The sequence below is a fragment of the Kushneria aurantia DSM 21353 genome, assembly GCF_000382245.1.
Classification (GTDB): Bacteria; Pseudomonadota; Gammaproteobacteria; order Pseudomonadales; family Halomonadaceae; genus Kushneria; species Kushneria aurantia.
Genome location: NZ_KB907868.1, coordinates 20,666 through 42,426, shown reverse-complemented (window position 1 = coordinate 42,426; position 21,761 = coordinate 20,666). Strand labels below are relative to the sequence as shown.

Genomic DNA, 21,761 nt, shown 5'->3' with positions numbered 1-21,761 from the left:
TGGTGGTCATTTTTTCCGCACAAACCCAAGCGCGGGATGAAAGTGCCACCCCTGCGGAGCGCGATCGGGCTTGAGGCGGATGCGCCCGAAGCGCTCGGCGCAGCGCTCCAGTGACATCTCCATCGCCTCGGCCTGCTCGCTCAGGGCGGCCATGTAGTCCGGCTCGTTCCAGGGCGTGACGCCCGGATTCTCCACCGCCTCATCGGCCAGCCGATCCAGCTCGGATTCAACCGGCGTCAGCGTCTGATCCCGCCCCCTGCCATCGACGCGCCAAAAGCCGTAATCCTCATCAGTCTCGTCCGGGTAGAGCACGAATTCGGCGTCCGGCTCGTTATCCTCGCGAAAGGGCTGCTGCTGGATCGCCACGGCGCTCAGCGATATCGCCGGCGGGCGATAGAACAGACAGGCGCCCAGGTGGAGCGCTTTGCGCCGGCGAGAACGTCGCTGGCCGGGCGGTTCGGCACCTTCCACCATCAGCATCCTGAGCCGCGCGTGTTCGAGATCGACCAGCCTGCTGGCGGGCTCGAGGCTGTCGGCCGGCAGCAGGCGCGGGCGCGAGTCGATGGCGGTGATCTCTTCATCGCGCAGCAGGCTGTTCAATCGATGTTTCGCCAGCGGCCAGTGCTGTTCGGTCTCGAACCCCGGACGGCAAAAGGCAGGATGCTTGCCGGCAAGATGGCGCAGGTTGGTGTCCAGCAGGGCGATATTGGGCGCAGTGACGGGATCATGGCGGTGGCGCCGCACGCGCCCGGCGAGCTGGATGATGGAACGCATCGACGAGGGTTCGACCACCGCCCAGTCGTAGTCGTGATCGCGCCCCACTTCGGTGACCGGCGACCCCAGTACGATAAACAGATGATTCTCGGCCTCACCGATAAGCCGGTGGCGGATATCGGTCAGCTCGAATACCGCGTTCGGCTCGCGGCGATCGAGTGCCTGATCCAGCCGATTTTCCAGCCGGGAGCGCAATAAAAGCGGAAACTGCGAATGGTAGACGCAGAGGTGAATCTGCATGCCTTCGGCAATCCCGGCACGGTAAATGGCCTGGGCCACGGCCACCAGTGGCTCGATGTTGGCCATGCGCACCAGCCCGAAACTGACCCGCTTGCTGCTGTAGGGGTCGAGGGTGTGGTGCTGCGCGTGCAGCGTAAAGGCTTCTTTCAGAACGGTCTGCGCCACCGCCTCGTGAATCGCATCCGGATGTCTTGAGGGTGCCGACACGGGCACAGGGTAGCCGCGCCGTCGTGGCTCGAGCGCGGCGAGCCGGGCCGCGCGCTGGCGCGCAAAGGCGTCGTGGGCAGTATCGAACGCGTCGCCCTCGGCGCATTGTTGGTGCGTACAGCCGTGCTCGTCGAACCAGGCGCAGACGGGGGCGACCAGGGCGCCGGGCGCGCCACGGTGGCGCTGATACTCGGCGCGCCCTTCGCGGTAGGCGTCGAACAACCCGCGTACCAGCGCCGGCGGCAGCGTGGCGGAAGAGAGCAGCACGCGCGCGCCCAGCAGGCCGGTCCAGTAGACCAGCCGCGTCAGCGCCGGCAGGTCATCGATATCGAAGTCGTCGGGCTCGTCCAGCACCAGATCGCTGCTCATCAGCCGCAGCATCGGCGCAATCTGCCCACCGCCGCGCAGGCTTTCGGTGGCAGGCACCAGATGGTCAAGCGTGTAGGCCAGCACCGGCGCCTCGATCAATGCCCGGGCATGGGGGTCTGCCACGGCCCTGCGCAGCACCGGATGAGCGTCGAGGTCTCCTTCATAAAACACGTGGTGCTGATCGTCGAGCAGTTCGGCGCGGGAGTCGGAGCCGCCGGACCCTTGATGTTCGAACAGCGCCCGGCTGGCGCTACCACCGACGCGAATGGCCAGTTCATCGGCCCCCAGCCCCAGACGTTCACGATAGACCTGACCGGTCTGTAGTGTCAGGGTGCGAAGGCCCAGCGCGATCGTGAAGCGTGCGCCGCTCTCCGGGTCGGCCAGTGCATAGAGGATTCGCCCGTTGGCGATGGTCTTGCCGCAGCCGGTCGAGGCCATATTGACGCCGAAAAAACCCTGTTCGCGGCTCGGCTGGCGTAATCCGACGGCGAGATCGAAGGCCCTGTCCTGCCAGCGAAAGCGGGCGTGGCGGCTGCGCGCCCTGAAGCCCTTGTGGCGCGCAATGCGTGGCAGCGCTGCCGTCATATCCGGCAGGAAGTGCACGATCTCGCCGGTCGCACGCACCACGCCGAGCAGATGCTCGGTCAGGGGCTGACAGGGCACGCGCCTGCCGTTCCATGTGGTGGTATTGGCGTAGAGTGATCCCGGCCATGGCCCCTGGAGCCGCCCGGTATCGACCAGGCTCGAGTAGTGGTGATCGGCCAGCATCAGCGCCAGACGCGCCAGATGCATGATGTAGGGCGAGCCGAGAGGCGCGGTCTCGAGACGCGCTTCCCTCAGCTGGCGGGCGAGGCGGCTGGCGCGGGCGCGCCAGGCCTCATCGGTAACCGGCAGGCCGTGAGGGAAGCACCAGTACGCGGCGATGTCATCAGAGCCAGCGCTCGCGTCGACCCGTTCATTCCAGGCCGCGGTAATGGCGGCGGGCAGGTCCGGAAGACCGTCGGCGTTGAGCATTGCTCGCGCCCCGACCCACTTCTGCGCGCCGTCTTCATGATGCGCAGGCAGTGCCGGTAAACGGTGGTGGCTGACGATCAGCCAGCCGATCGCTGTCGCCAGCGGCGGCAGTCGTGAAAGCGGCGCGCCGTTTCCAGCCAACGTATCCAGTCCGTCGCGCCCGAGACGGGCCAGCCAGCAGGCGTCGTCGTCAACGCTCGGACGCTGCAGACGGGCCAGCCAGCCCGCGTCGTCGTCATCGCCAACAAAGGCCTCCAGCAGCCGCAGTGACCCCCATTCGTGACGATAAAGGTTGCGTCCCTCCAGCTTGCCGGCAAGACGCCGCTGGAAAGCGTCGGTTGCCTTGCCGAGATCGTGAAACAGCGCCGCCATCGAGGCGAGCAGGTGAATCAGGCGCAGCGAGTGCCAGTCATTCTCGTCCTCCGCGCGCAGGATATTGCGTCGCGTGGTGTTGGTCGGCGTGGCGCCGCGCGCGTTGAACTGCGAAGCGTCGCCGACGATCCACAAAAGCTCGCTGTGGTCGTGGCCACGAATCCAGTGGCAGGCGACAGCGGTATTTTTGCGCGCCTTCTGGCGCAGCAGCTTGCGCAGTGTGTCGAGCCCGGCTTTGGTGATGGCGGTCTGCCAGCTGCGTTCGCCGCGACGCTCGGCAAACTGATCGAGAATGCGCCGCGTCTCCTTGAGCGCATTCTTATGGCACTGGGAGACGATCAGGACATTCATCGCACGGCCTCATGTCCGAGCCGTTCGGCGACACCTTTCAATGTGTCGATCATGGTGTCCAGGGCTTCAACCTGCGTCAGACGCTCGATGCAGGCCTGGCGAAACTCCTGCTCCTCGTCGCCACGGCCGGCGGAGATGAACGCCTGCGGCAGGATGATGGCGTCCTTGATCAAATCGGCGATGTCGAATACCAGTCCACCGCGCCGGGTCTTGCCATGCAGCACGGCCAGGCCGTGAGGCAGCCCCAGTACCCAGCTGGCGGTGGCGCCCAGCCCGTAGGCAAGGTAGTTGCCGTGGTCGAGGAAACGGTTGGCGGGGTCGACACCGCTGCCGCCTTTGGCGCGGCTGAAGTCGCCGTAGCCGACCGCCTGGCTGGCGAGCCGGAACAGCTGCTTGGTCAGCCGCGCCTCTTCGGTGAGCAGCGCATTGGTGTCGGGCGCTGCGCTGATCGCGTCACGGCTGCGCGCCAGCAGCGTCTTCAGTTCGGTGCCGGAGGGTTCAAAGCCGCTGTCACGCTGAAAGCGCGGCGCCAGCCAGTGCGTTTCGACCTGCTGCAGCCGCTCGCGCTGAAATTCGCGTGCCGCTTCCAGCCGCAGGGCGTCATCGAACCAGAAGCGCACCCAGTACTGCAGGTATTCGGTGGGCCGGTATTCGCTCTGCGGGCTGAACCAGGCCACTTCGACATCGACCTCGTTGGCGGAGAACAGCGGCGTACCGCCGCCACCGCAGAAGCCGACCAGCACGCCCGCTTTGGCCAGCTCGCGCATCGCCGCCTGGGTCACCGAGGTGCCGGTACCCAGCAGCAGCGAGGTGGTGTTGGCGATGGGAATGTTCCAGTACTTCGAGCGCTTGCCTTCGTCGGTGACGTACTCGACGCGGCCGCCGTTGACCAGCACGCGGCAGTGCTGCAGGTAGTAAAGGTTGGCCCTTTTGGAGTGAAGGATGGTCTTCAGATCACCGGGGGAGAGATCTTCCATGGCATGCCCACCGCTTCGCTGGCTTTATCACAGAGTATCGACCGCCATGAAGCGCACATAACGGGTAATTTGAACAGGCAGGCGGCCGCTTTTTATGGCAACGGCTTTTCATCAGGTGGCACAAAAAAAGCGAACGGTGCCGTCTGATGACCACCCGTTCGCCGTTTTCAACGCTCACCACGGCGCGTGTCGCGGCTTACGCCATTCGCTCACTGCCCCAGCTACGCTGCAGGTAGCCCATCGCCTCGGCAATCTCCTCCTCCGGGACGCTCGCCGGCTGGCCCTTTTCGTGCGGGTCGTGGTGGAAGATGTAGAGCCGCGAGGCGAACTGCGCGTAGGGCAGCGAGGCTTCGCCGAAGCGCTCGCCGTTGCCGTCGGTGCTGACCTGCACGCCGTCGCCCCAGTCCTGGCCGCTGTCGTTGTTGGGGTTGAAGAAGTAGACGCGCATCTGCTCGTCCGGCCCCAGAGCGGCGCGCTGAATGGTAATGGCGTGCCAGCCGATGAAGCGGCCGGCGCTGTCGGTCACGGCAATGCCCGCCGGCTGAGGGTGAATCAGCGGCTGATTGCCGTTGTAGAAGGGATGATAGGTGGCGTAGAAGTGGCGCAGAAAGAGTTCGGGCCTGTCGAGACGCCCGCTGCCCACGTCCACGTTGATGCGAAAGCCGCGCCCGACCCACCAGCCGTGGAACTCGGGGTTGATCCAGCGATGAGGGTCACCGTCACGGTAGCTGCACAACCGCCCCATCTCGGCGTAGATGCGGTCAAGATGCGGCACCACCAGCAGCGACACGGCATCGAGATCGAGCGGCAGCGTGGTCGCCAGCCCCGGTCTGGCGGTCTTCGAGGAGATGGGGCGGCCCTCGAAATGCATGACGATCTCGTCGTCGCGCGCCGCCCGGGCGACCATCTGCAGCATATAATCCGGGTCGTTCCAGGCCCACATGGAGAGCGCCCGCGCGGACTGGCAGGTGGGGTTGTTGCCCTGCCCCACGCCCAGCGGCAGCCCCATCATGCAGAGCACGCCGGCCAACAGGTGCGCCTCGGGCGCGGCGGCGTCGCCGAAGGCGAGACGCAGCCGCTCGCAGCCGTTCTCGCCGGGTGTCAGCGCCAGCTGACGCCACAGCGCCGGCGCCAGCGAGGGCTGATAGAGAATGCCACGCTCGAGCATCATCGCCAGACCGTAGAGCCCCTGAGCGGTCGTCGGGCTGGCGACACCGTCGATCAGCGCCCGAATCAGTTGGTGAAAGCAGAGCATGCAGTCACGCCCGGTGGACGAGAGCCCCAGCGCCTCGCCGAGCAGGTAGTCGCCCTCGGCCAGCAGATGGCGCATCAGCACCGCGTGATAGGGCGATACCAGCCCGGTGTCGTGCATGGCGCGCGCCATGCCGGTCGCCTCCTGCTGCAAAGTGGCACTGTCCATGGCCGCCAGCCGCTCGGCGTAAACGGCCACGCCCGGATCCTCGCGACACGCCTGGGTGGGGCCGAAAAGGCTGCTGATCAGCCGCGACGCGCCCTGCCCGCTGGCCCGCGGGTCGATGTCGGGGTCGGCCTGACAGAGCGCCATCTGGCCGATCATCTGGCGAATCGGTTCGACCTGCAGCGGCCGCTGACGCAACAGTCGCCAGACCTCATCGACCATGGCATCGAGGATATAGGTGAAGCCGATACGCTCGACCAGATAGCGACACAGCAGGCGCGGCAGCTGCGCCAGCTTGCCCTGGGTTTCACGCTCGGCTTCATCGGGCGGGTTGAACAACAGCGTCAGATTGAGCGCCAGCACCTGCTTGAGGTAGTGATGTGCCTGCTCGGCGGAGATCAGCGGGTGGTGGTAGTCGCCCAGCGCCACGGCCAGCAGCCGCAGCTCGCTCAACGCCTCGATGATCAGCGTATCGGGGTTGGGGCTGCGCAGCGACTGGCGGGTCAGCGTCGGCTGCAGGGTCTGCGGGCTGGCCCAGTCGGAGCCGTCGAAGACGCCGCACGCCTCGAGCTGTGGCGTGCGCGCCTCGAGTGCCGCGCAACCGCCGCTTTCACGCATGGCGCGGCGGGCGATATCGAAAACGCGCCCGACCCGGCCGGCGCGGGCGAAAGGGGGCGCCTGCGCCATGGCCTGCAGGGCGTCATCCAGTTTGTCCAGCAGCGGCGCCAGGCGCGCCGCGCTATCCGTATCGGGGGTATCGACAGAAATCACTTGGCTCCTTGAGCAGAGGCCGGCATTGGCGGCTGCTCGCCTACTCTCTCCTATCAGACGTAGAAATCAAGTTCTTCCTGATGCTTGAGCAGATCGCGCATCTGGTGCGGATCGTCGCCGAAGAAGAAAATCAGCCCCCAGTGGGTGCCAAAGGCGGTGCGTTTGGTGACGGTCTCCTCCATCGGCGGCGTCAGCTCGTGGAAGTCGAAATAGGGGTGCTGCTCGGTCTCTTCGGGAATTTCCAGCCGGCTGACCACACGGCGGCGGGGATAAACGCCGAAACAGCCGGCGTGCCCTTTGGCACCCTCCACTTCCTTCGGGAAAAAGGCCTTGATCTCCTCCTCGGTGGCATGCGGATCGAACACCAGCATCGAGGCCTGGTAGGCGTTGAAGCCGTAGGCGCGCTCGATCAGCTCGAAGGCCTTGAAGCCCGGCGGACGATAGGCGACTTCGCCGAAGTACATAGTGCCATCGCTGGTCACGAAGTACTCGGGATGAATCTGGCCGAACTGAATGTCGAAGGCTTCGATCAGAAGCTCGATCTGACGGGTGATCTGCTCGCGGTAGCGCTCCAGCTCCGGCGTGGCGGGCACGAACACCGAGTAGCCCAGGGTGACGTACTCGGAGATATTGAGAAAGCAGATTTTGCCGTTCCATACCCAGGCTTCGACGGCGAACTCCCAGCCGTCCAGATGGCTCTCCATCAGCAGCGGATATTCGCTTTCGGGAATGGTCTCGATCTCGTCCGGGGAGCGAATCACCCGGTGGCCGAGGCAGCCGGCCTTGTCGAACGCCTTGAGGTGGATGGGGTCGTCCGGGTCGCCGTCGAGCTTGAGCAGGGTCTGATTGACCCGGCGAAAGAAGCGGATGATGTCGCTCTGCTCGTGGGCCTCCTCGAAGATACCCACGCGAATGCCGCCCAGCTGGGCGCGACGCTTCATCAGCGCCTTGTCGCGGAAGAGTACCGCCTGACCGTGCAGACGCGGATTTTTCATCAGTACCGCGTTGATCGCACCGGCCCACTCGACGGTCTCCTCGAAAAGCGGCACTGCGGCGTCGACACCCATTTCCTGCAGCGTCCCGGCGATCTCCATCGAGCGATCGTTGAGGCGTTCGAAGTTCCAGGGGACATAGGGAATATCGTGCTGCTGGCAGTACTCTTCGGCCCAGTCGGGGGCCACGACCACATAGCGGCGGTCGAATTTGGCGGCCGCCTCGACGGCGCCAAGGCTCCAGCCCAGCAGTGCGATATAGCCCTTGTTGGGATCCTTCTCCATGATGCTACCTCCGGTGATGCGTTCTGTTGTGTTTTGCGCACTCGAGTAACAGTGTAGTGAAAAGACGCGTCTACCCTCGAATCTTATTGCAGCGCTCATCGCATACGGCCGCTGGCCCGCCGGCCCGCGCATCCCCCGGATGCGTCACTCGAATCCGATCGACCATCGCCATGGTTATCGCCTCTGCAAAGGGCTCCGCGCCCTATTTGCCCCACACTCTGCCGACCTTCGATGCCCTCTCCTTTTTGCATGCCGCGGTCGCATCACGCTTACTGTCACTGGAGAGAAAATTCATACTTTTTTACTAAAAATTAATAATACTAAAGTATTATTAATTTTTGCTCGAGCATGGATAAGATAGTGCACCAATTGATGTTAAAGGCAGTCTTTTGCGCGCAACTGATGGCGCCATCATGGTGAGACTGAGCCATGATGTAGCGTCATTGCCGATACAAAGTCATGTTGCATAAGGTAACCTAATGGCTGTCTGCACGCCTCGAAAAGGACGCCGTTCGAGGACATTGCGCTGCCAGCGGTAGAGGAGACCGCAGTCGCGAGCGCTAACCCGTGACGCCGGGACAAAATTACCTTCATGAACACGTTGGCACAGCCTCATGGCCCGGTCGTCGAGATCGACGACACCGTCCATATCGCCGAAGTCGTTGAAAATCTCGACAGCCGCCTGCACGCCCTGTCGATCACACTTGACGACGCAGAACTCGACTATCCGGCCGTACTGGTCGCCATCGACCGCCGGGAAAGTACACTGACGCTGAATGTCACCGATGCCGGCAGCCTCGACGCCGAACAGTTGGTCGGCACCGCGCTGGTGCTGCACGCCGAAAGCGAGCGCAATCTTTCATTCGATACCTTTACCGTCCTCGAGGCCAATCGCCAGCAGGAGAGTCTGCAACTGCGCTGCAACCTGCCGCAGCGGCTACACGCCATGGCGCGACGGCAAAGCGTGCGTATCGTGCTGCGCGACGATATGCCGGTCGAAGCCGCCCTGACCCGCTTTGCAGCGCAGTCAACGCTCAAGGCGCGACTGCACAATATCTCGCTGGGCGGCTGCCTGCTCAAGCTGCCCCTCGCGACCTGCGACGAGCTGCGCGAAAACGCTACTCTTTCCGAGTTGACCCTCACCTTTCCCAATGGCACGCGTCTGACCACGCCCGCCCGCATCTGCCACATCAATCCCGTCGGGCGGAGTCTTCAGGCCGCGATGGGCGTTCAGTTTACCGGCGCCAGCCGCGCTTTCGAGCAGCAGCTTTTGGCTATCGTCTCCCAGACCGAGCGCGAAATCGCATGGCGCCGCGGCGAGGGAGTGCGACTGACCGCCCCCTCGACGCTCTACACGCTACCGGGTAGTGCGCAACGCGCCCGCGTGGAGCGCCACCGCTATCGTCAGCGCCCACCGATGCTCGACAAACTGCAGCAGGTGGCGCGCAAACAGCACCTTTTCCTGCTGGCACTGCAAAATGGCCGGCCGCTACCGACCAGCCGCCTCCACACTATCGCCGAACAGCTTCTGGCGCTTTTGCAGCAGGATCGGCAGCGCTGCCTGTTTGCCCTCTCCTGCCTGCGCGGCGAGCCCGACTGGCTGCGCCACTGCCTCGGCGTGGCACTGCGGCTGGCGGACCTGATGCTGGCCGAAGGATATGATGCAAAGACCGTGCTGAAAGCCATCACGGCAGCGCTGATTCATGACATGGGCAAGGTGCTGCTGATCGATGACACGCTGCCCTCGCTGCATGGCGCAATGAGCAGCGCACAGCGCCAGCGCATCCACGGTCACGTCGGGGTGTTGATCAGCGCACTGGAGCGCAGCGGCTATCCGCTCTGCGAACTGCAGCGCGAGATCATTACCACCATCAACGAGCGCCTCGACGGCTCCGGCTATCCCGCCGGCCTGCGCGCCGAGGCGCTCTCGCCGATGGCACGCATGGCGGCCGTGATCGATACCATCGACGCCATGACCCGCCGCCGCAGCGATCGCGATACCTTCACCGCAGTCGAGGCCTATCGCCATCTCTACAACCTGCCGCAGCGCTTTGATCGTCACTGGCTGACCCGCTACATACAGCGCCAGGGCTTCTATCCTGTCGCCAGCCTGGTGAAATTCGCCAACGGCTATCTCGCCTGGGTGATGGCGCTGGACGAACGCGGCCAGCCCAGCCGCGTCCGGGTGGTCAAAAATGTGCACCGCCGCGACATCAACTTCAACGACGAACTGGGTCGCAGCGATTTCTGCCAGCTGGGGGAGCTGCTCGGCGCCGTATCGCCGTCACAGTACGACCTTTGAGGTGCCCCTGTCGGGCCATTGGTGACACGAACACAGCAGGCGGGGCTCAAAAATGTTATGATGTTGCAATAAACGCCATCCCCTAAGGAAACGCTGAATAAATCGACGAGCGAGATGAAGCGCAAGGCGCATGGAACGCAGAACACGAGACATAACATGGGGTTAGGCGAGTGTTCGACCGGGCTGGCGCACCAGTACCACGCAACGCAGCGATTCGCTAGCGCAGGCATTTATGCAGCGTTTCCCTAATGATCGACTCTTCATGGCGCACACCACTCCCCTGGCCCACGACGCCGACCTCAAACGCATTCCGGTTACCCTGCTGACCGGCTTTCTGGGCAGCGGCAAGACCACCCTGCTCAACGCGCTGGTGCAGCAGCCGGCGATGTCGCAAACGCTGGTGCTGATCAACGAGTTCGGCGATATCGGCCTCGATCACGATCTATTCGCCGCCAGCAGTGACGGCGAACAGATCGAGCTGGCCAGCGGCTGCATCTGCTGCACCATTCGCACCGACCTTGCCCGCACCCTGCGCGAAGCGGTGTGGCGCTTCTCCCGCGACGGTCAGCGCCGCTTTGATCGGCTGGTGATCGAAACCACCGGTCTGGCCGACCCCGCCCCCATCGTGCAGACCCTGCTGAGCGAACCGAAGGTAGCGCGCCACTACCGTCTCGACGGCATCGTCACCACCCTGGACGTCACCAACGCCGGTGACACCCTGGCGCGCTTCGAGGAGGCGCGCCGCCAGGCGGCGATGGCCGACCTGCTGCTGTTGACCAAAAGCGACCAGGCCAACGACAGCGCGCTCGCCGACCTTGAACAGCGACTGGCGACGCTCAATCCCGGCGCCCGGCGGGAAGTCGTGAGCCACGGCGCGCTCGATGCGGCCAGGCTTACCGGGCTGGTGCCACAGGCGCTGGGCAGCGGCAGCGAGATCGACACCTGGCTCGACGAAGCAGCACAGCCGCCCACACTGCGCGGCGTCGAACGCTTCGGGCCGTCATCCGCGGCGCCAGCGCTGCTGTTATCCCGCGACGCTCAACAGGGCCGCCACGACGAAGGTATCCGGGCTCACAGTTTTACCTTCGAAACGCCGATCGATGCCGGGCGTTTCGAGCATTGGCTATCGCTGCTCGACATGCTGATGGGCGAGGACATGCTGCGCTTCAAGGGCATTGTCGATATTGCCGGTCGCCAGCGACCGGTCGCCGTCCACGGCGTCCAGCGGCTGCTCTATCCGCCCGTCGAACTGGCGCGCTGGCCGGGCCAGACACGCGGCTCGCGGCTGGTCTTTATCACCCGCAAAATCGAGCGCCAACAGCTCGCCGACAGCCTCGAAAAAGGGCTTTTCGGCTGACTGCCGAGCGTCCCGACTGGCGAGCCGTGGCATTGCCGGGCACACTGAAGGGATTCGACCACAGACGGAGAGAGCCGTATGTCCGCCGAATCCAATCCCATGTTCACCGGCCACGACGACAACTGGTGGCGCCACGCCGTCATCTATCAGATCTACCCGCGCTCCTTTGCCGACGCCCGCGGCGACGGCATCGGCGACCTGCGCGGCGTTTACGACCGCCTGCCGTGGCTGGCCCGACTGGGTATCGACGCCATCTGGCTGTCGCCCTTCTACCGCTCGCCGCAGAACGATGCCGGCTACGATGTCGCCGACTATCGCGCCGTCGATCAGCTTTTCGGCACCCTGGACGACTTCGACGCCATGCTCGAACGTGCCCACGCCACCGGCCTCAAGGTCATCATCGACCTGGTGCCCAACCACACCTCCGCCGAGCACGTCTGGTTTCAGGCCGCCCTGTACGCCCCCCGGGGAAGCCCCGAGCGGGCACGCTATATCTTCCGCGACGGCCGCGGCGACAACGGTGAAGAGCCGCCCAACAACTGGCACAGCGTGTTCGGCGGCGGCGCCTGGACCCGGGTCGAGGACGGCCAGTGGTATCTGCACATGTTCGACACCTCCCAACCCGACCTCAACTGGCGCAACGAAGAGGTGCGCGCCGAGTTCGACGACATTCTGCGTTTCTGGCTCGACCGCGGCGTCGACGGTTTCCGCGTCGACATCGCCCACGGCATGATCAAGCAGGAGGGGCTGCCGGATACCGACCACCACGTGGGCCTCGGCGAGGGCAGCCACAAGGGGCCGATGTGGGACCAGGAGGAGGTGCACGACATCTACCGCCGCTGGCGGCGCATTCTCGACGACTACGAAGGGCGACGCATCATGGTCGCCGAGGCGTGGATCAGCCCGCAGTCGCGGCTGGCGCGCTATACCCGCCCGGACGAGATGCATCAGGCCTTCAACTTCGACTACCTGCTCACCCCCTGGCGTGCCGGCGCACTGCGTGACGTGATCGATCTGTCACTGGCCAACCTCGCGGCGGTCGACTCCACCCCCACCTGGGTGATGTCCAACCACGACATCGTACGTCACGCCACCAGGCTCGGGCAGCTCGAGGGCCAGGATCCGCCGGACGAGGAGCTGGGCCTGCGCCGGGCGCGAGCGGCGATCATGCTGACGCTCGCCCTGCCCGGTTCGGTGTATGTCTATCAGGGCGAGGAGCTGGGGCTGCCGGAGTATCTCGATATGCCGGATCAGTATCGCCAGGACCCGGCCTTTTTCCGCTCGGGCGGCAGTGAGCGCGGCCGTGACGGCTGCCGCGTGCCGCTACCCTGGGAAGCCGAATCGCGCGGCTACGGTTTCAGCCCGACCGGCGCCAGCTGGCTGCCGCAGCCGGAGGTTTACGTTCACTATGCCGCCGACGTGCAGGAGCGCGACCCGGAATCGACCCTGTGGCTCTACCGCCGCCTGCTCGAACTGCGCCGCGCCCACGGTCTGGGCAGCGGCAGGGTTGAATGGCTCGACAGCGGCCGCGACGACGTGCTGATGCTGCGCAATGGCAGCGTCACGGCGGTCATCAACTTCGGCGACGAGCCGTTCAAGCTGCCCACCGACCGCCGACTGATCTCCAGCCTGCCGGGGCGCGACGGCCATGAGCTGCTGGGTAGCGCCGCCGCCTGGCTGGTCGAAGTGGAAACACAGGACCTGTCGATGGCCAACGACCCGAGCTAAGGGGTCCACCATGGCGTGCGGGTCATGCAGACACAGCGCCCGTCGGCTCGGCCGGCGGGCGCTGTGCTTTTGCGGTCAGTGCCCCAACCCTGTTTGGCGAGCTGTTTTTTCTGAGCTGGCCGGGCGGCAGCGAACCAGTCCTGCCTCTCAGTAGTAAACGTCCAGCGAGGCGTTCACATTGAGCTCGGCAAGGCTTGCAGTGTTGGGCAACTCCAGCGCCATCGCCACCAGCCGCGCGAGGTCCTCGGGCTGGGTCATCTGCTCCGGCGCCGTATCACCACCACCAGCCCGCTTGCCCATGTCGGTGGCGACCATTCCCGGACAGAGCGCGGTGGCGCGAATGCCGTCGTCCCACCCCTCCTGTCGCAGCGCGTGCGTCAGCGCCAGCGCCGCGAATTTGCTCATCGAGTAGATGCCCGAACGCGGGCTCTTGACCCGGTGACCGGAGAGCGACACCACCGAGACGATACGCCCGCGCCCGGTCGCCTTGAGGTGCGGCCACACCGCCTGCGCCAGCCGCAGCGGCGCCTTGACGTTGATCGCGTAGAGCTCATCGAGGTCGGATTCCTCGGCCTCGATCACCGTTTTGGGAATCATGATGCCGGCATTGTTGACCAGCGCATCGACACCGCCGAAACGCTCGACCGTCGCCGCCACCCAGGCGCTATCGTGCTCACCGCTGGCGGCTTCGTAGGCGTGCACCATGACGTTGTCGCCGGTCAGCGCCGGGTCGATCTCGTCGGGACGGCGTACCCCCAGACTCAAACGCCAGCCCTTCTCCTTCAGATGCATGGCGATCGCCGCACCGATACCACGATTGGCACCGGAGATCATCGCGATTCGTGAATCCTGTGCGTCACTGCTCATAATCGCTCCCTGTCTGAACAGAAAGGCGCTTTCAGGGCGCTGTAATTCCAGTATGGCCCAACCGGCTGCATTGCAAAAGGCTATAAAAAATCCTGATTACGCATAAGGCTCGGCCATTTTCAGGAAACGATAGGGCAATCGGCGGACCTGTCTTGAAGAGCAAGACATATCTAATTACACTATGTATTACATCATTGTCTTACGTGGAGAACGCCATGCCCAGCGTGACCACACCCAAGGGCGATACAGTGACATTCCGCATTGACCCTGGCCTCAAGGCCGAATTGGCCGACATTGCCGACCGGCATCACCAGTCGTTGGGCGAATTGCTGCGCAACCTTGCCCGCGACCGTATAGCGGAGGAACATCGACGTGCTTTCGAGGCGGAAGCCCGCCGGCAGTCGCTGGAAGCAGCGGCAGCCGCCCGTGATCCGCAAAGCGACGAGCACGCGGTTATGCGCGATCTGGAATCCGACCTTGAAGAGTTTGGCGACGAATGGAAGTGAAGCGCGGCGACCTTATCACCATCGCCTTGCAGGGAGACTACGGCAAGCCCCGGCCGGCGTTGATCATGCAAGATGACGCCTTCGCCGCTTTGGCATCGGTATCCGTACTGCGGTTGACCAGCGAGCTACGTGATTGGCCGCTGTTTCGGATCATGGTCGAACCCAATGCTTCCAACGGTCTGCAAAAAACATCGCAAGTGATGATCGACAAGCCGGCCACCGTGCCGAAAACGAAAATCGGCCAGCGGATCGGCCGCCTCGATGACGCAAGCATGCAGGCGGTGAGTGCGGCCTTCGGCCGCTTTCATGGCTTGAAGGGAGGCACATGAAGCACGGCGAGGGCCGCCGCCAGGTAACGTGGGACATGCTGCCCTCGGATGGCATGGCAAGTGCCCGTGATCGCGTTCCTGACGTACCCGGCAGGGTGTTGACCCAGTTGCCCTCGGCACTCTCTACACTGGCACACCCACCCCCGGTGATGTGGCACTCGTGAAGATAGTGGGCAGTGTCGAAAGCACTGCAACACCCGAGACTGCCGACAGCATAAAAAGGCGGCCACGCGGGCCGCCCTGTCAGGACACCTTTCTGCCGGTTCAGGCGCTGCGCGCCTCGGGAATGTCATCCATCAGCTTCTCCTTGTGGATAGGCAGGTCGCGCACCCGCTTGCCGGTGGCGTGATAAACCGCGTTGGCCACTGCCGCCGCCAGGCCGGTGGTGCCGATCTCACCAATGCCGCGAGCCCCGAACTCGTTGAATTGATAGTCCGGATAGTCGAGCAGGATCACGTCCAGCTCCGGCTGGTCGGCGTGCACCGGCACCACGTACTCGGCGTAGTCGTTGTTGACCGGCCGGCCGTCGCGGTGGTCGTACTCGGTCGCCTCGAAGTGCGCCATGCCCAGCCCCATGACGATGGCGCCCTCCACCTGGTTGCGGGCGGTCATCTCGTTGATCACCTGCCCCACGTCGATGGCGCTGACCACGCGCGAGACGCGCAGCCTGGAGATGCCCGGGTCCCAGCGCACTTCAACGAAGTGAGCACCGAAAGAGCGATAGGAGTACTCGTTGTCGGCGCCGCTGGTCTTCGCACGGCCGTCGGCACTGGCCAGCCGCTGCGCGGAGAGAATATCGACATAGTCGATGCGCTCGCCGTTGTGCACCAGCTGAGCGTTCTCGAAACCCAGTTCACCGGCATCGACGCCGGAGAAACGCCCCCGCGAGCTGACCGCATAGGACTTGAGCTGATCGATGGCGTTGCGGGTCGCCTCGGCTACCGCCGGCAGGGTGGTCGCGGTCGCCCAGGAGCCGCCGGAGAGCGGGCCTTCCGGATAGCTGGTATCTCCCAGTCGTACCGTGATGCGCTCCAGCGGCAGGCCGGTGACGTCGCTGACCGCCTGGGCCACGATGGTGTAGGTGCCGGTGCCGATATCCTGAGTGGCACAGGTCACGTAGGCGCTGCCGTCAGCGCGCAGCGACACCCGCGCCTCGCAGCCGAACTTGAGCGCCTCCCAGTTACAGGCCGCCATGCCGTAGCCGACGATCTCGTTGCCGTCGCGCATCGAGCCCGGCTCGGGGTTGCGATCCTGCCAGCCAAAGCGTTCGGCGGCGCGCCGGGTAGCCTCGACGATATGATTGCTGGAGAAATCAAGGTCCAGACTCTCGTCGCGCTCGGCGTAGTTGTTGAGGCGGAACGCCAGCGGATCGACACCCGCCTTGAGCGCCATTTCGTCGATCGCCGACTCCAGCGCGAACAGCCCCGGCGCGGCACCCGGCGCGCGCATCGAGGTGGGCGTGCCGCGATTGACCCGAGTGGTGGCGTGGCTGATGCTCAGGTTGTCGCAGTGGTAGAGGCTTTTGGTCACGCTGCCGCAGGTCTCGACGTAGCGGTCGGTAAAGGAGGTGGTGTTGATCGAGTCGTGACGCAGCGACACCAGCCGGCCGTTGCCATCGGTCGCCAGCCGTAACCGCTGGCGGGTTTCCGGGCGGTGGCCTGTGGTGGTAAACATCTGCGCCCGCGGTACCACCAGCTGCACCGGGCGAGCGATCTCGCGCGAGGCCGCGGAAGCGGCTACCGCATGCGGCCACATCCACAGCTTGCTGCCGAAACCGGAGCCGATAAAGGGCGACTCGACCCGGATGCGATCCGGCGTCAGACCGAAGATCTTCGACAGCGCGCCCTTTTGCATCACCACACCCTGGGAGGACTCATAGATGATCAGCTGGCCGTCGTGCCACTGCGCCACCGAGGCGTGCATCTCCATCGGGTTGTGGGTCTCCACCGGCGTGGTGTAGGTCACATCGATGCGCTGCGCCGCGCCGTCGAAAGCGCTGGCGGGGTCACCGCGAGAGTGCTCGCTGCTGCCGGCTTCGGTGCCGTGGGCGGCCACACCCTGATCGAGATTGGCGATCGCCTCGCTCTCGCTGTATTCGACCTTCACCTTGTAGGCCGCGGCGCGGGCGTTTTCGAAGGTATCCGCCACCACCAGGGCGACGAACTGCCCGGCGTAGTAGATACGGTTGTCCTCGAACGGCAGCCGGGTCTCCTCGACCATATTGCCCTCGGCAAACGAAGCGGGCGAGCGGTGCAGGTCGGGGAAGTTGTCGTGGTGAAAAATGTCGATCACGCCGGGGGAACGGCGCGCTTCGTCCAGCGACAGCCTGGTGATCTCGCCGCTGGCAATGGTACTGAACACGCCGTAGCCGAAAGCCGTGCCCTCGGGCAGATGGTCGGCGGCGTAGGGCGCCGCCCCGCTGACCTTGAGACGCCCGTCGATGCGCTTCGGCGCCGCGCCGATAATGTTGTCACTCATGGCACTCTCCCTGTGTCGTTCAGGCCGTCAGGGTGGTGAGATTGCGCACCACCGCCTGCTTGCCGAGAGGAATCTTGTAGGCGTTCTGTCGATAGGGCACGGCCCCCTGCAGCGCCAGTTCGGCGGCGCGCTGGAAGCTCCGCTCGCCGGCCGGCTGACCGATCAGCGACTGCTCGGCCTCGCGGGCGCGCCAGGGTTTGGTGCCCACGCCGCCGAGCGCGATGCGCGCATCGCGAATGGTGCCGCCCTCGACCGCCACGATGACCGCGCTGGAGGCGAGCGCGAACTGATACGAGGCCCGATCGCGCAGCTTGAGATAGCCCGAGCGGCTGCCGCCAATGGGAGCATCCAGCGTCACGTGAGTGATCAGCTCATCGGCCTCCAGCGCGTGCTCGCGCGCGGGGTCATCGCCCGGCAGCAGGTGAAAATCGAGGAAGTCGATGTCACGGCTGCCGTTGGGGCCCTCGACGTTGACGGTGGCGCCGATCGCCGCCATCGCCACGCACATGTCGGAGGGGTGCATGGCAATGCAGTGCTCGCTGGTGCCCAGCACCGCATGCACGCTGCGGTTGAAACCGCCAATGGCGGCGCAGCCGGAGCCCGGCTCGCGCTTGTTGCAGGCCGATACGCCGTCGCGGAAATAGGGGCAGCGCACCCGCTGCATGACGTTGCCGGCAGTGGTCGCCTTGTTGCGCAACTGCGTGGTCGCGCCGGACATCAGCGCTTCGCTGAGCACCGCATAGTCGCGCTTGATACGCTCGTCGCTGGCCAGCGCCGTGTTGGTCACCAGCGCGCCGATACGCACGCGGCCGTCATCGAGCGTCTCGATGCGATCGAGACCGAGGCGGTTGATATCCACCACCCGGCTTGGCTGCATGACGTCCAGCTTGACCAGATCCAGCAGCGTCGTACCACCGGCCAGATAGGACGCCTGTGCGCCGTCGCGATGGCTGGCGATCGCCCGCTCGGCGCTGTCGGCACGGGAGTAGTCGAATGCACGCATCAGCTGCTGCCCTCCATGCGGCCGCGGGCATCCTGTACGGCCGCCAGAATGTTTTTGTAGGCGCCGCAGCGGCAGATGTTGCCGCTCAGCGCTTCCCGCAGCGCCGCGTCGCTGCTGTCGATATCGGGGTTATTGAGCACCGCCGCGGCGCTCATCAGCTGCCCCGAGGTGCAGTAGCCGCACTGGTAGGCGTCGTGCTCCCAGAACGCCTGCTGCAGCGGATGCAGCGCGTCGCCGCTGGCCAGACCTTCGACGGTGGTAATCTCGTCGCCGTCGTGGCTGACCGCCAGCGACAGGCAGGCGTTGACCGCCACGCCGTTGACGTGAAGCGTGCAGGCGCCGCACTGGCCGTGGTCGCAGCCCTTTTTGGTGCCGGTCAGGCCCAGTCGCAGGCGCAGCACATCGAGCAGTACCGCATTGGGCACCACGTTGAGCACGTGCTGCTGACCGTTGACCGTCAGAGTGATCTGCTGTTCACCCTCGGCGGGGGCGCCATCCTGCTGCGGCTCGACAGGTTCCGGTGAGGCCTGGCTGGCCTGGGCGATCTGCGTCCAGGCGGGCGCGGTGGCCGCCGCCAGCCCCGAGACGCCCATCGACTTGAGAAAACGCCGCCGTGACGGCGAGCGGGCGTCGAAGGTCTCGACGCCGCCGCGCCCGGTCGGCTCGTCCTGGTGATCCATGGTGCTCTCCTCATCCTTTGAGACGCGCGACAGGTCGGGCCGCGCAGTATTCGCCGGCATCTTCGCGCCCACCCTGTCGCGGGTGATGGTTATGTGATGATCGCGAAGCGCTCGGGGCATGCCGACTACATCATTCGCCGGCAAACGATTTTCAGGATGGACCAATCAAACATGAATTACTAATGCTTCATGGCCGCTGCGGCGGCGGGCCGCCGGCCTTTAAGTCACGCAAAAGGCCGGGCCGCCCATCAGGGTCCGAAATATAAAAGCCGGCGCTCGAAAGCGCCGGCTTGTGGCATGGCAACTGCCTGCTCTAGCAGCCTGTCGGACTTAACGCTGATCGGCTGCAAACCCCGGGCTTTTGGCCGGTTTCATCGCTCGGAATCGTTAAATAGCGGGGCTATTCGCCTCATCCAAGCGATGAAACCGGCTCAAGATCCGTCGTTTTCGCGACGATCGGTCAAGCCCGACAGGCTGCTAGGCCGTCAGCATCTTCTCGATGCTGATCGGCATATCGCGGATGCGCTTGCCGGTGGCGTTGTAGACGGCGTTGGAGATCGCCGCCGCCACCCCGGTCAGGCCGATCTCACCCACACCGCGAGCCCCGAACTCGTTGAGCCTGTAGTCCGGATAGTCGAGCAGTTCGACGTCGATCTCGGGGATGTCGGCGTTCACCGGCAGGATGTAGTCCGCCAGGTTGGCGTTGTAGGGGTAGCCGCTGTGGTCGAACTCGGCCTGTTCGAACAACCCCATACCGAGACCCATGACGATGCCACCTTCGACCTGGTTGCGCGCGGTAAGCGGGTTGATCGCCCGACCGATGTCGATGGTCGACACCACCCGCGCCAGCCGCAGCCGAGAGATTTCCGGGTCCCAGCGCACCTCGACGAACACCGCACCGAAGGAGCGGAAGCTGTACTGCCCCTGCTCGTCGCCGGGACCGGCCGAAGCTTCGGCATCGACCAGGCCGAGGCGGTTGTGCGCGAGCAGCTCGGTGACGGCCAGGCGGCGGTGGCCGCTGACCAGCTCGCCGTTTTCCAGCCCGATGGTGTCAGTCTCGACGCCCGCAAAGGGGGCGCCCTCGGCGGTCGCCAGTTCGGTGAGCTGGCCCAGCGCCTCCTTGACCGCCGCGGCAACCGCCGGCAGCACCGTTGCGGTGGCGAAGGAGCCACCGGAGAGCGGGCCGGTGGGCAGCGAAGAGTCGCCCAGCTGCACGTCGATCATCTCGATGGGAATGCCGGTCAGCTCGCTGGCGGTCTGCGCCACGATGGTATAGGTGCCGGTACCGATATCCTGGGTGCCGCAGGCGACCAGCAGCGAGCCGTCGGCGCGGAAGCCGACGCGGGCGCTGCTGCTCAGGCGCATCGCCTCCCAGCTCTGGGTGGCCATGCCGTAGCCGATCAGCTCGTCACCGTCGCGCATGGCCCCCGGTGTCGATTGGCGCTTGTCCCAACCGAACCGCTTCGCGGCGCTGTCCCAGCACTCGATCAGATGATTGCTCGACCAGGGCAGGCCGTCGGCCGGGTCGGTCTCGGCGAAGTTCTTTTTACGCAGTTCCAGCGGGTCCATGTCGAGCTGCACCGCCAGCTCGTCCAGCGCCGTCTCCAGCGCGAAGCTGCCGGAGGCCTCGCCGGGCGCGCGCATCGGGCACGGCGGACACTTGTTGACCGTTACCAGGCGATTGGTCACCGCCACGTGGTCGCAAGCGTACATTTTCGGCGTGGAGCCGCTGACGGTGTCGTCATGCTTGCCGGTGGGCGAGCTTTCGTTGCAGCCGTCGTGGTGGATCGACAGCAGCTTGCCGCTGTCGTCGGCGCCCAGCCGCACCCGCTGCAGCGAGGTGGGCCGATAGCCGGTGGCGGTGAACTCCTGGCTGCGCGGCAGCATGGTCTTCACCGGCCGGCCCAGGCGCCGCGACGCGACCGCGGTCATGATGGCGTGGGGCCACATGAACAGCTTGCTGCCGAAACCGGAGCCGATGAAGTGCGAAATCACCGTCACCTTCTCCGGCGGCATGGCGAAGATCTTCGACAGCGCGTTGCGCTGGAACACCACGCCCTGGCTCGACTCGTAGATGGTCAGGGCGTCGCCCTCCCAGTTGGCCAGCGAGGCGTGCATCTCCATCACCGCGTGGCACTCCTGGGCGATCGAATAGCGCTGATCGAGCTTCACCGACGCCGCCTCGAGGGTGCTGTCCGGGTCGCCGCGACTGCTGGCGTCGCCCTCCTGAACCTCGCCGGGCAGCTCCCCTTCACCGCTGTCGAGCGCCTTGATATCGGTAATGGCGCCGTCGTCGCGCTCATAGTTCGCTGTCACCTTCATTGCCGCCGCGCGGGCGTGATTGAAGGTATCGGCAACCACGAAGGCGATGTACTGGCCGTGGTAGGCGATCTCGTTGTCTTCGAACGGTAGCCGCGGTTCGCTGGTCAGATTCTGCTCGGCGAAGCTGTTGGGCGAGCGGCTCAGGCTGTCGAAGTTGTCGTGATGGAAGATATCCAGCACGCCCGGCATCGCCAGCGCCTCGTCGAGTTCGAGCGACTTGAGCCGCCCCCTGGCGATGGTGCTGGTGACCGGATAGCCGTAGGTCTGGTTGGGCAGGTTGCGGTCGACGGCGTAGTCGGCGCCGCCGGTCAGCTTCAGCGTGCCGTCGATACGCGGCTTCTGCATGCCGGTGTGCTGGCCGCGAACGTCCTGTTCGCGGATCTTGCCGCTTTCAGTGGTCATGTCACTCTCCCTGTATCG

At 65.1% G+C, this 21,761-nt stretch carries 14 protein-coding genes and 1 pseudogene; 5 read left to right on the top strand and 10 right to left on the bottom strand.

What is annotated here, in order from left to right; all coding sequences use genetic code 11:
* Nucleotides 1–6: 6 nt before the first annotated feature.
* The 4 genes from cas3f to H146_RS0106785 all read right to left on the bottom strand — a co-directional run bounded on the left by cas3f (nt 7) and on the right by H146_RS0106785 (nt 7,769).
* Nucleotides 7–3,327 carry a type I-F CRISPR-associated helicase Cas3f gene (gene cas3f / locus H146_RS0106800; protein ID WP_019951121.1) on the bottom strand — a complete coding sequence of 1,107 codons (3,321 nt, stop codon included), beginning with the start codon at nt 3,325–3,327 and terminating at the stop codon, nt 7–9.
* Nucleotides 3,324–4,304, bottom strand: coding sequence for a type I-F CRISPR-associated endonuclease Cas1f (gene cas1f / locus H146_RS0106795; RefSeq protein ID WP_019951120.1), 981 nt, complete (start codon nt 4,302–4,304; stop codon nt 3,324–3,326). The genes cas3f and cas1f overlap by 4 nt, the downstream gene beginning before the upstream one ends.
* A gap of 196 nt (nt 4,305–4,500) precedes the next feature.
* The gene (locus tag H146_RS0106790) at nt 4,501–6,492 is read right to left on the bottom strand and encodes a hypothetical protein (RefSeq protein ID WP_019951119.1); all 1,992 of its coding nucleotides are present in this window, start codon (nt 6,490–6,492) and stop codon (nt 4,501–4,503) included.
* A gap of 53 nt (nt 6,493–6,545) precedes the next feature.
* Nucleotides 6,546–7,769 carry an ATP-grasp domain-containing protein gene (locus tag H146_RS0106785; RefSeq protein WP_019951118.1) on the bottom strand — a complete coding sequence of 408 codons (1,224 nt, stop codon included), beginning with the start codon at nt 7,767–7,769 and terminating at the stop codon, nt 6,546–6,548.
* 592 nt (nt 7,770–8,361) lie between these two features.
* Between H146_RS0106785 and H146_RS0106780 the strand changes: the two genes are divergently transcribed.
* The 3 genes from H146_RS0106780 (at nt 8,362) to H146_RS0106770 (ending at nt 13,156) form a co-directional block, all read left to right on the top strand.
* The gene (locus H146_RS0106780; protein WP_019951117.1) at nt 8,362–10,071 is read left to right on the top strand and encodes an HD domain-containing phosphohydrolase; all 1,710 of its coding nucleotides are present in this window, start codon (nt 8,362–8,364) and stop codon (nt 10,069–10,071) included.
* A 262-nt stretch (nt 10,072–10,333) separates the two neighbouring features.
* Nucleotides 10,334–11,428: a CobW family GTP-binding protein gene (locus tag H146_RS0106775; protein WP_019951116.1), complete on the top strand. Its 1,095-nt coding sequence runs from the start codon at nt 10,334–10,336 to the stop codon at nt 11,426–11,428.
* Nucleotides 11,429–11,506: 78 nt separating this feature from the next.
* Nucleotides 11,507–13,156, top strand: a complete 1,650-nt coding sequence (locus H146_RS0106770; RefSeq protein ID WP_019951115.1) for a glycoside hydrolase family 13 protein — start codon at nt 11,507–11,509, stop codon at nt 13,154–13,156.
* A gap of 147 nt (nt 13,157–13,303) precedes the next feature.
* Here H146_RS0106770 and H146_RS0106765 read toward each other — a convergent pair whose 3' ends face one another.
* Nucleotides 13,304–14,023 (bottom strand): SDR family NAD(P)-dependent oxidoreductase, encoded by a 720-nt coding sequence (locus H146_RS0106765; protein ID WP_019951114.1) that lies wholly within the window; start codon nt 14,021–14,023, stop codon nt 13,304–13,306.
* A 215-nt stretch (nt 14,024–14,238) separates the two neighbouring features.
* On the opposite strand from H146_RS0106765, the gene H146_RS0106760 reads away from it, so the two are divergent.
* Both H146_RS0106760 and H146_RS0106755 read left to right on the top strand, forming a co-directional pair.
* On the top strand, nt 14,239–14,529 hold the full coding sequence (locus H146_RS0106760; RefSeq protein WP_019951113.1) for a hypothetical protein: 291 nt from the start codon (nt 14,239–14,241) through the stop codon (nt 14,527–14,529).
* Complete coding sequence (locus H146_RS0106755) at nt 14,520–14,858, top strand: type II toxin-antitoxin system PemK/MazF family toxin (RefSeq protein ID WP_019951112.1); 339 nt, start codon at nt 14,520–14,522, stop codon at nt 14,856–14,858. Before H146_RS0106760 ends, H146_RS0106755 begins: the two co-directional genes overlap by 10 nt.
* 17 nt (nt 14,859–14,875) lie before the next feature.
* Here the strand turns inward: H146_RS0106755 and H146_RS20660 are convergent.
* From H146_RS20660 to H146_RS0106735, 5 genes and pseudogenes are all read right to left on the bottom strand, one after another.
* Nucleotides 14,876–15,060: pseudogene (locus H146_RS20660) on the bottom strand (IS1595 family transposase); the annotation flags it as partial.
* Nucleotides 15,061–15,122: 62 nt separating this feature from the next.
* A complete protein-coding gene (locus H146_RS0106750; RefSeq protein WP_019951111.1) occupies nt 15,123–17,336 on the bottom strand; it encodes a xanthine dehydrogenase family protein molybdopterin-binding subunit in 2,214 nt (737 codons plus the stop codon).
* 19 nt (nt 17,337–17,355) lie between these two features.
* Nucleotides 17,356–18,339, bottom strand: coding sequence for an FAD binding domain-containing protein (locus H146_RS0106745; RefSeq protein WP_019951110.1), 984 nt, complete (start codon nt 18,337–18,339; stop codon nt 17,356–17,358).
* Nucleotides 18,339–19,019 (bottom strand): (2Fe-2S)-binding protein, encoded by a 681-nt coding sequence (locus H146_RS0106740; RefSeq protein ID WP_033195529.1) that lies wholly within the window; start codon nt 19,017–19,019, stop codon nt 18,339–18,341. The genes H146_RS0106745 and H146_RS0106740 overlap by 1 nt, the downstream gene beginning before the upstream one ends.
* A 477-nt stretch (nt 19,020–19,496) precedes the next feature.
* Nucleotides 19,497–21,743: a xanthine dehydrogenase family protein molybdopterin-binding subunit gene (locus H146_RS0106735; RefSeq protein WP_019951108.1), complete on the bottom strand. Its 2,247-nt coding sequence runs from the start codon at nt 21,741–21,743 to the stop codon at nt 19,497–19,499.
* Nucleotides 21,744–21,761 lie beyond the last annotated feature (18 nt).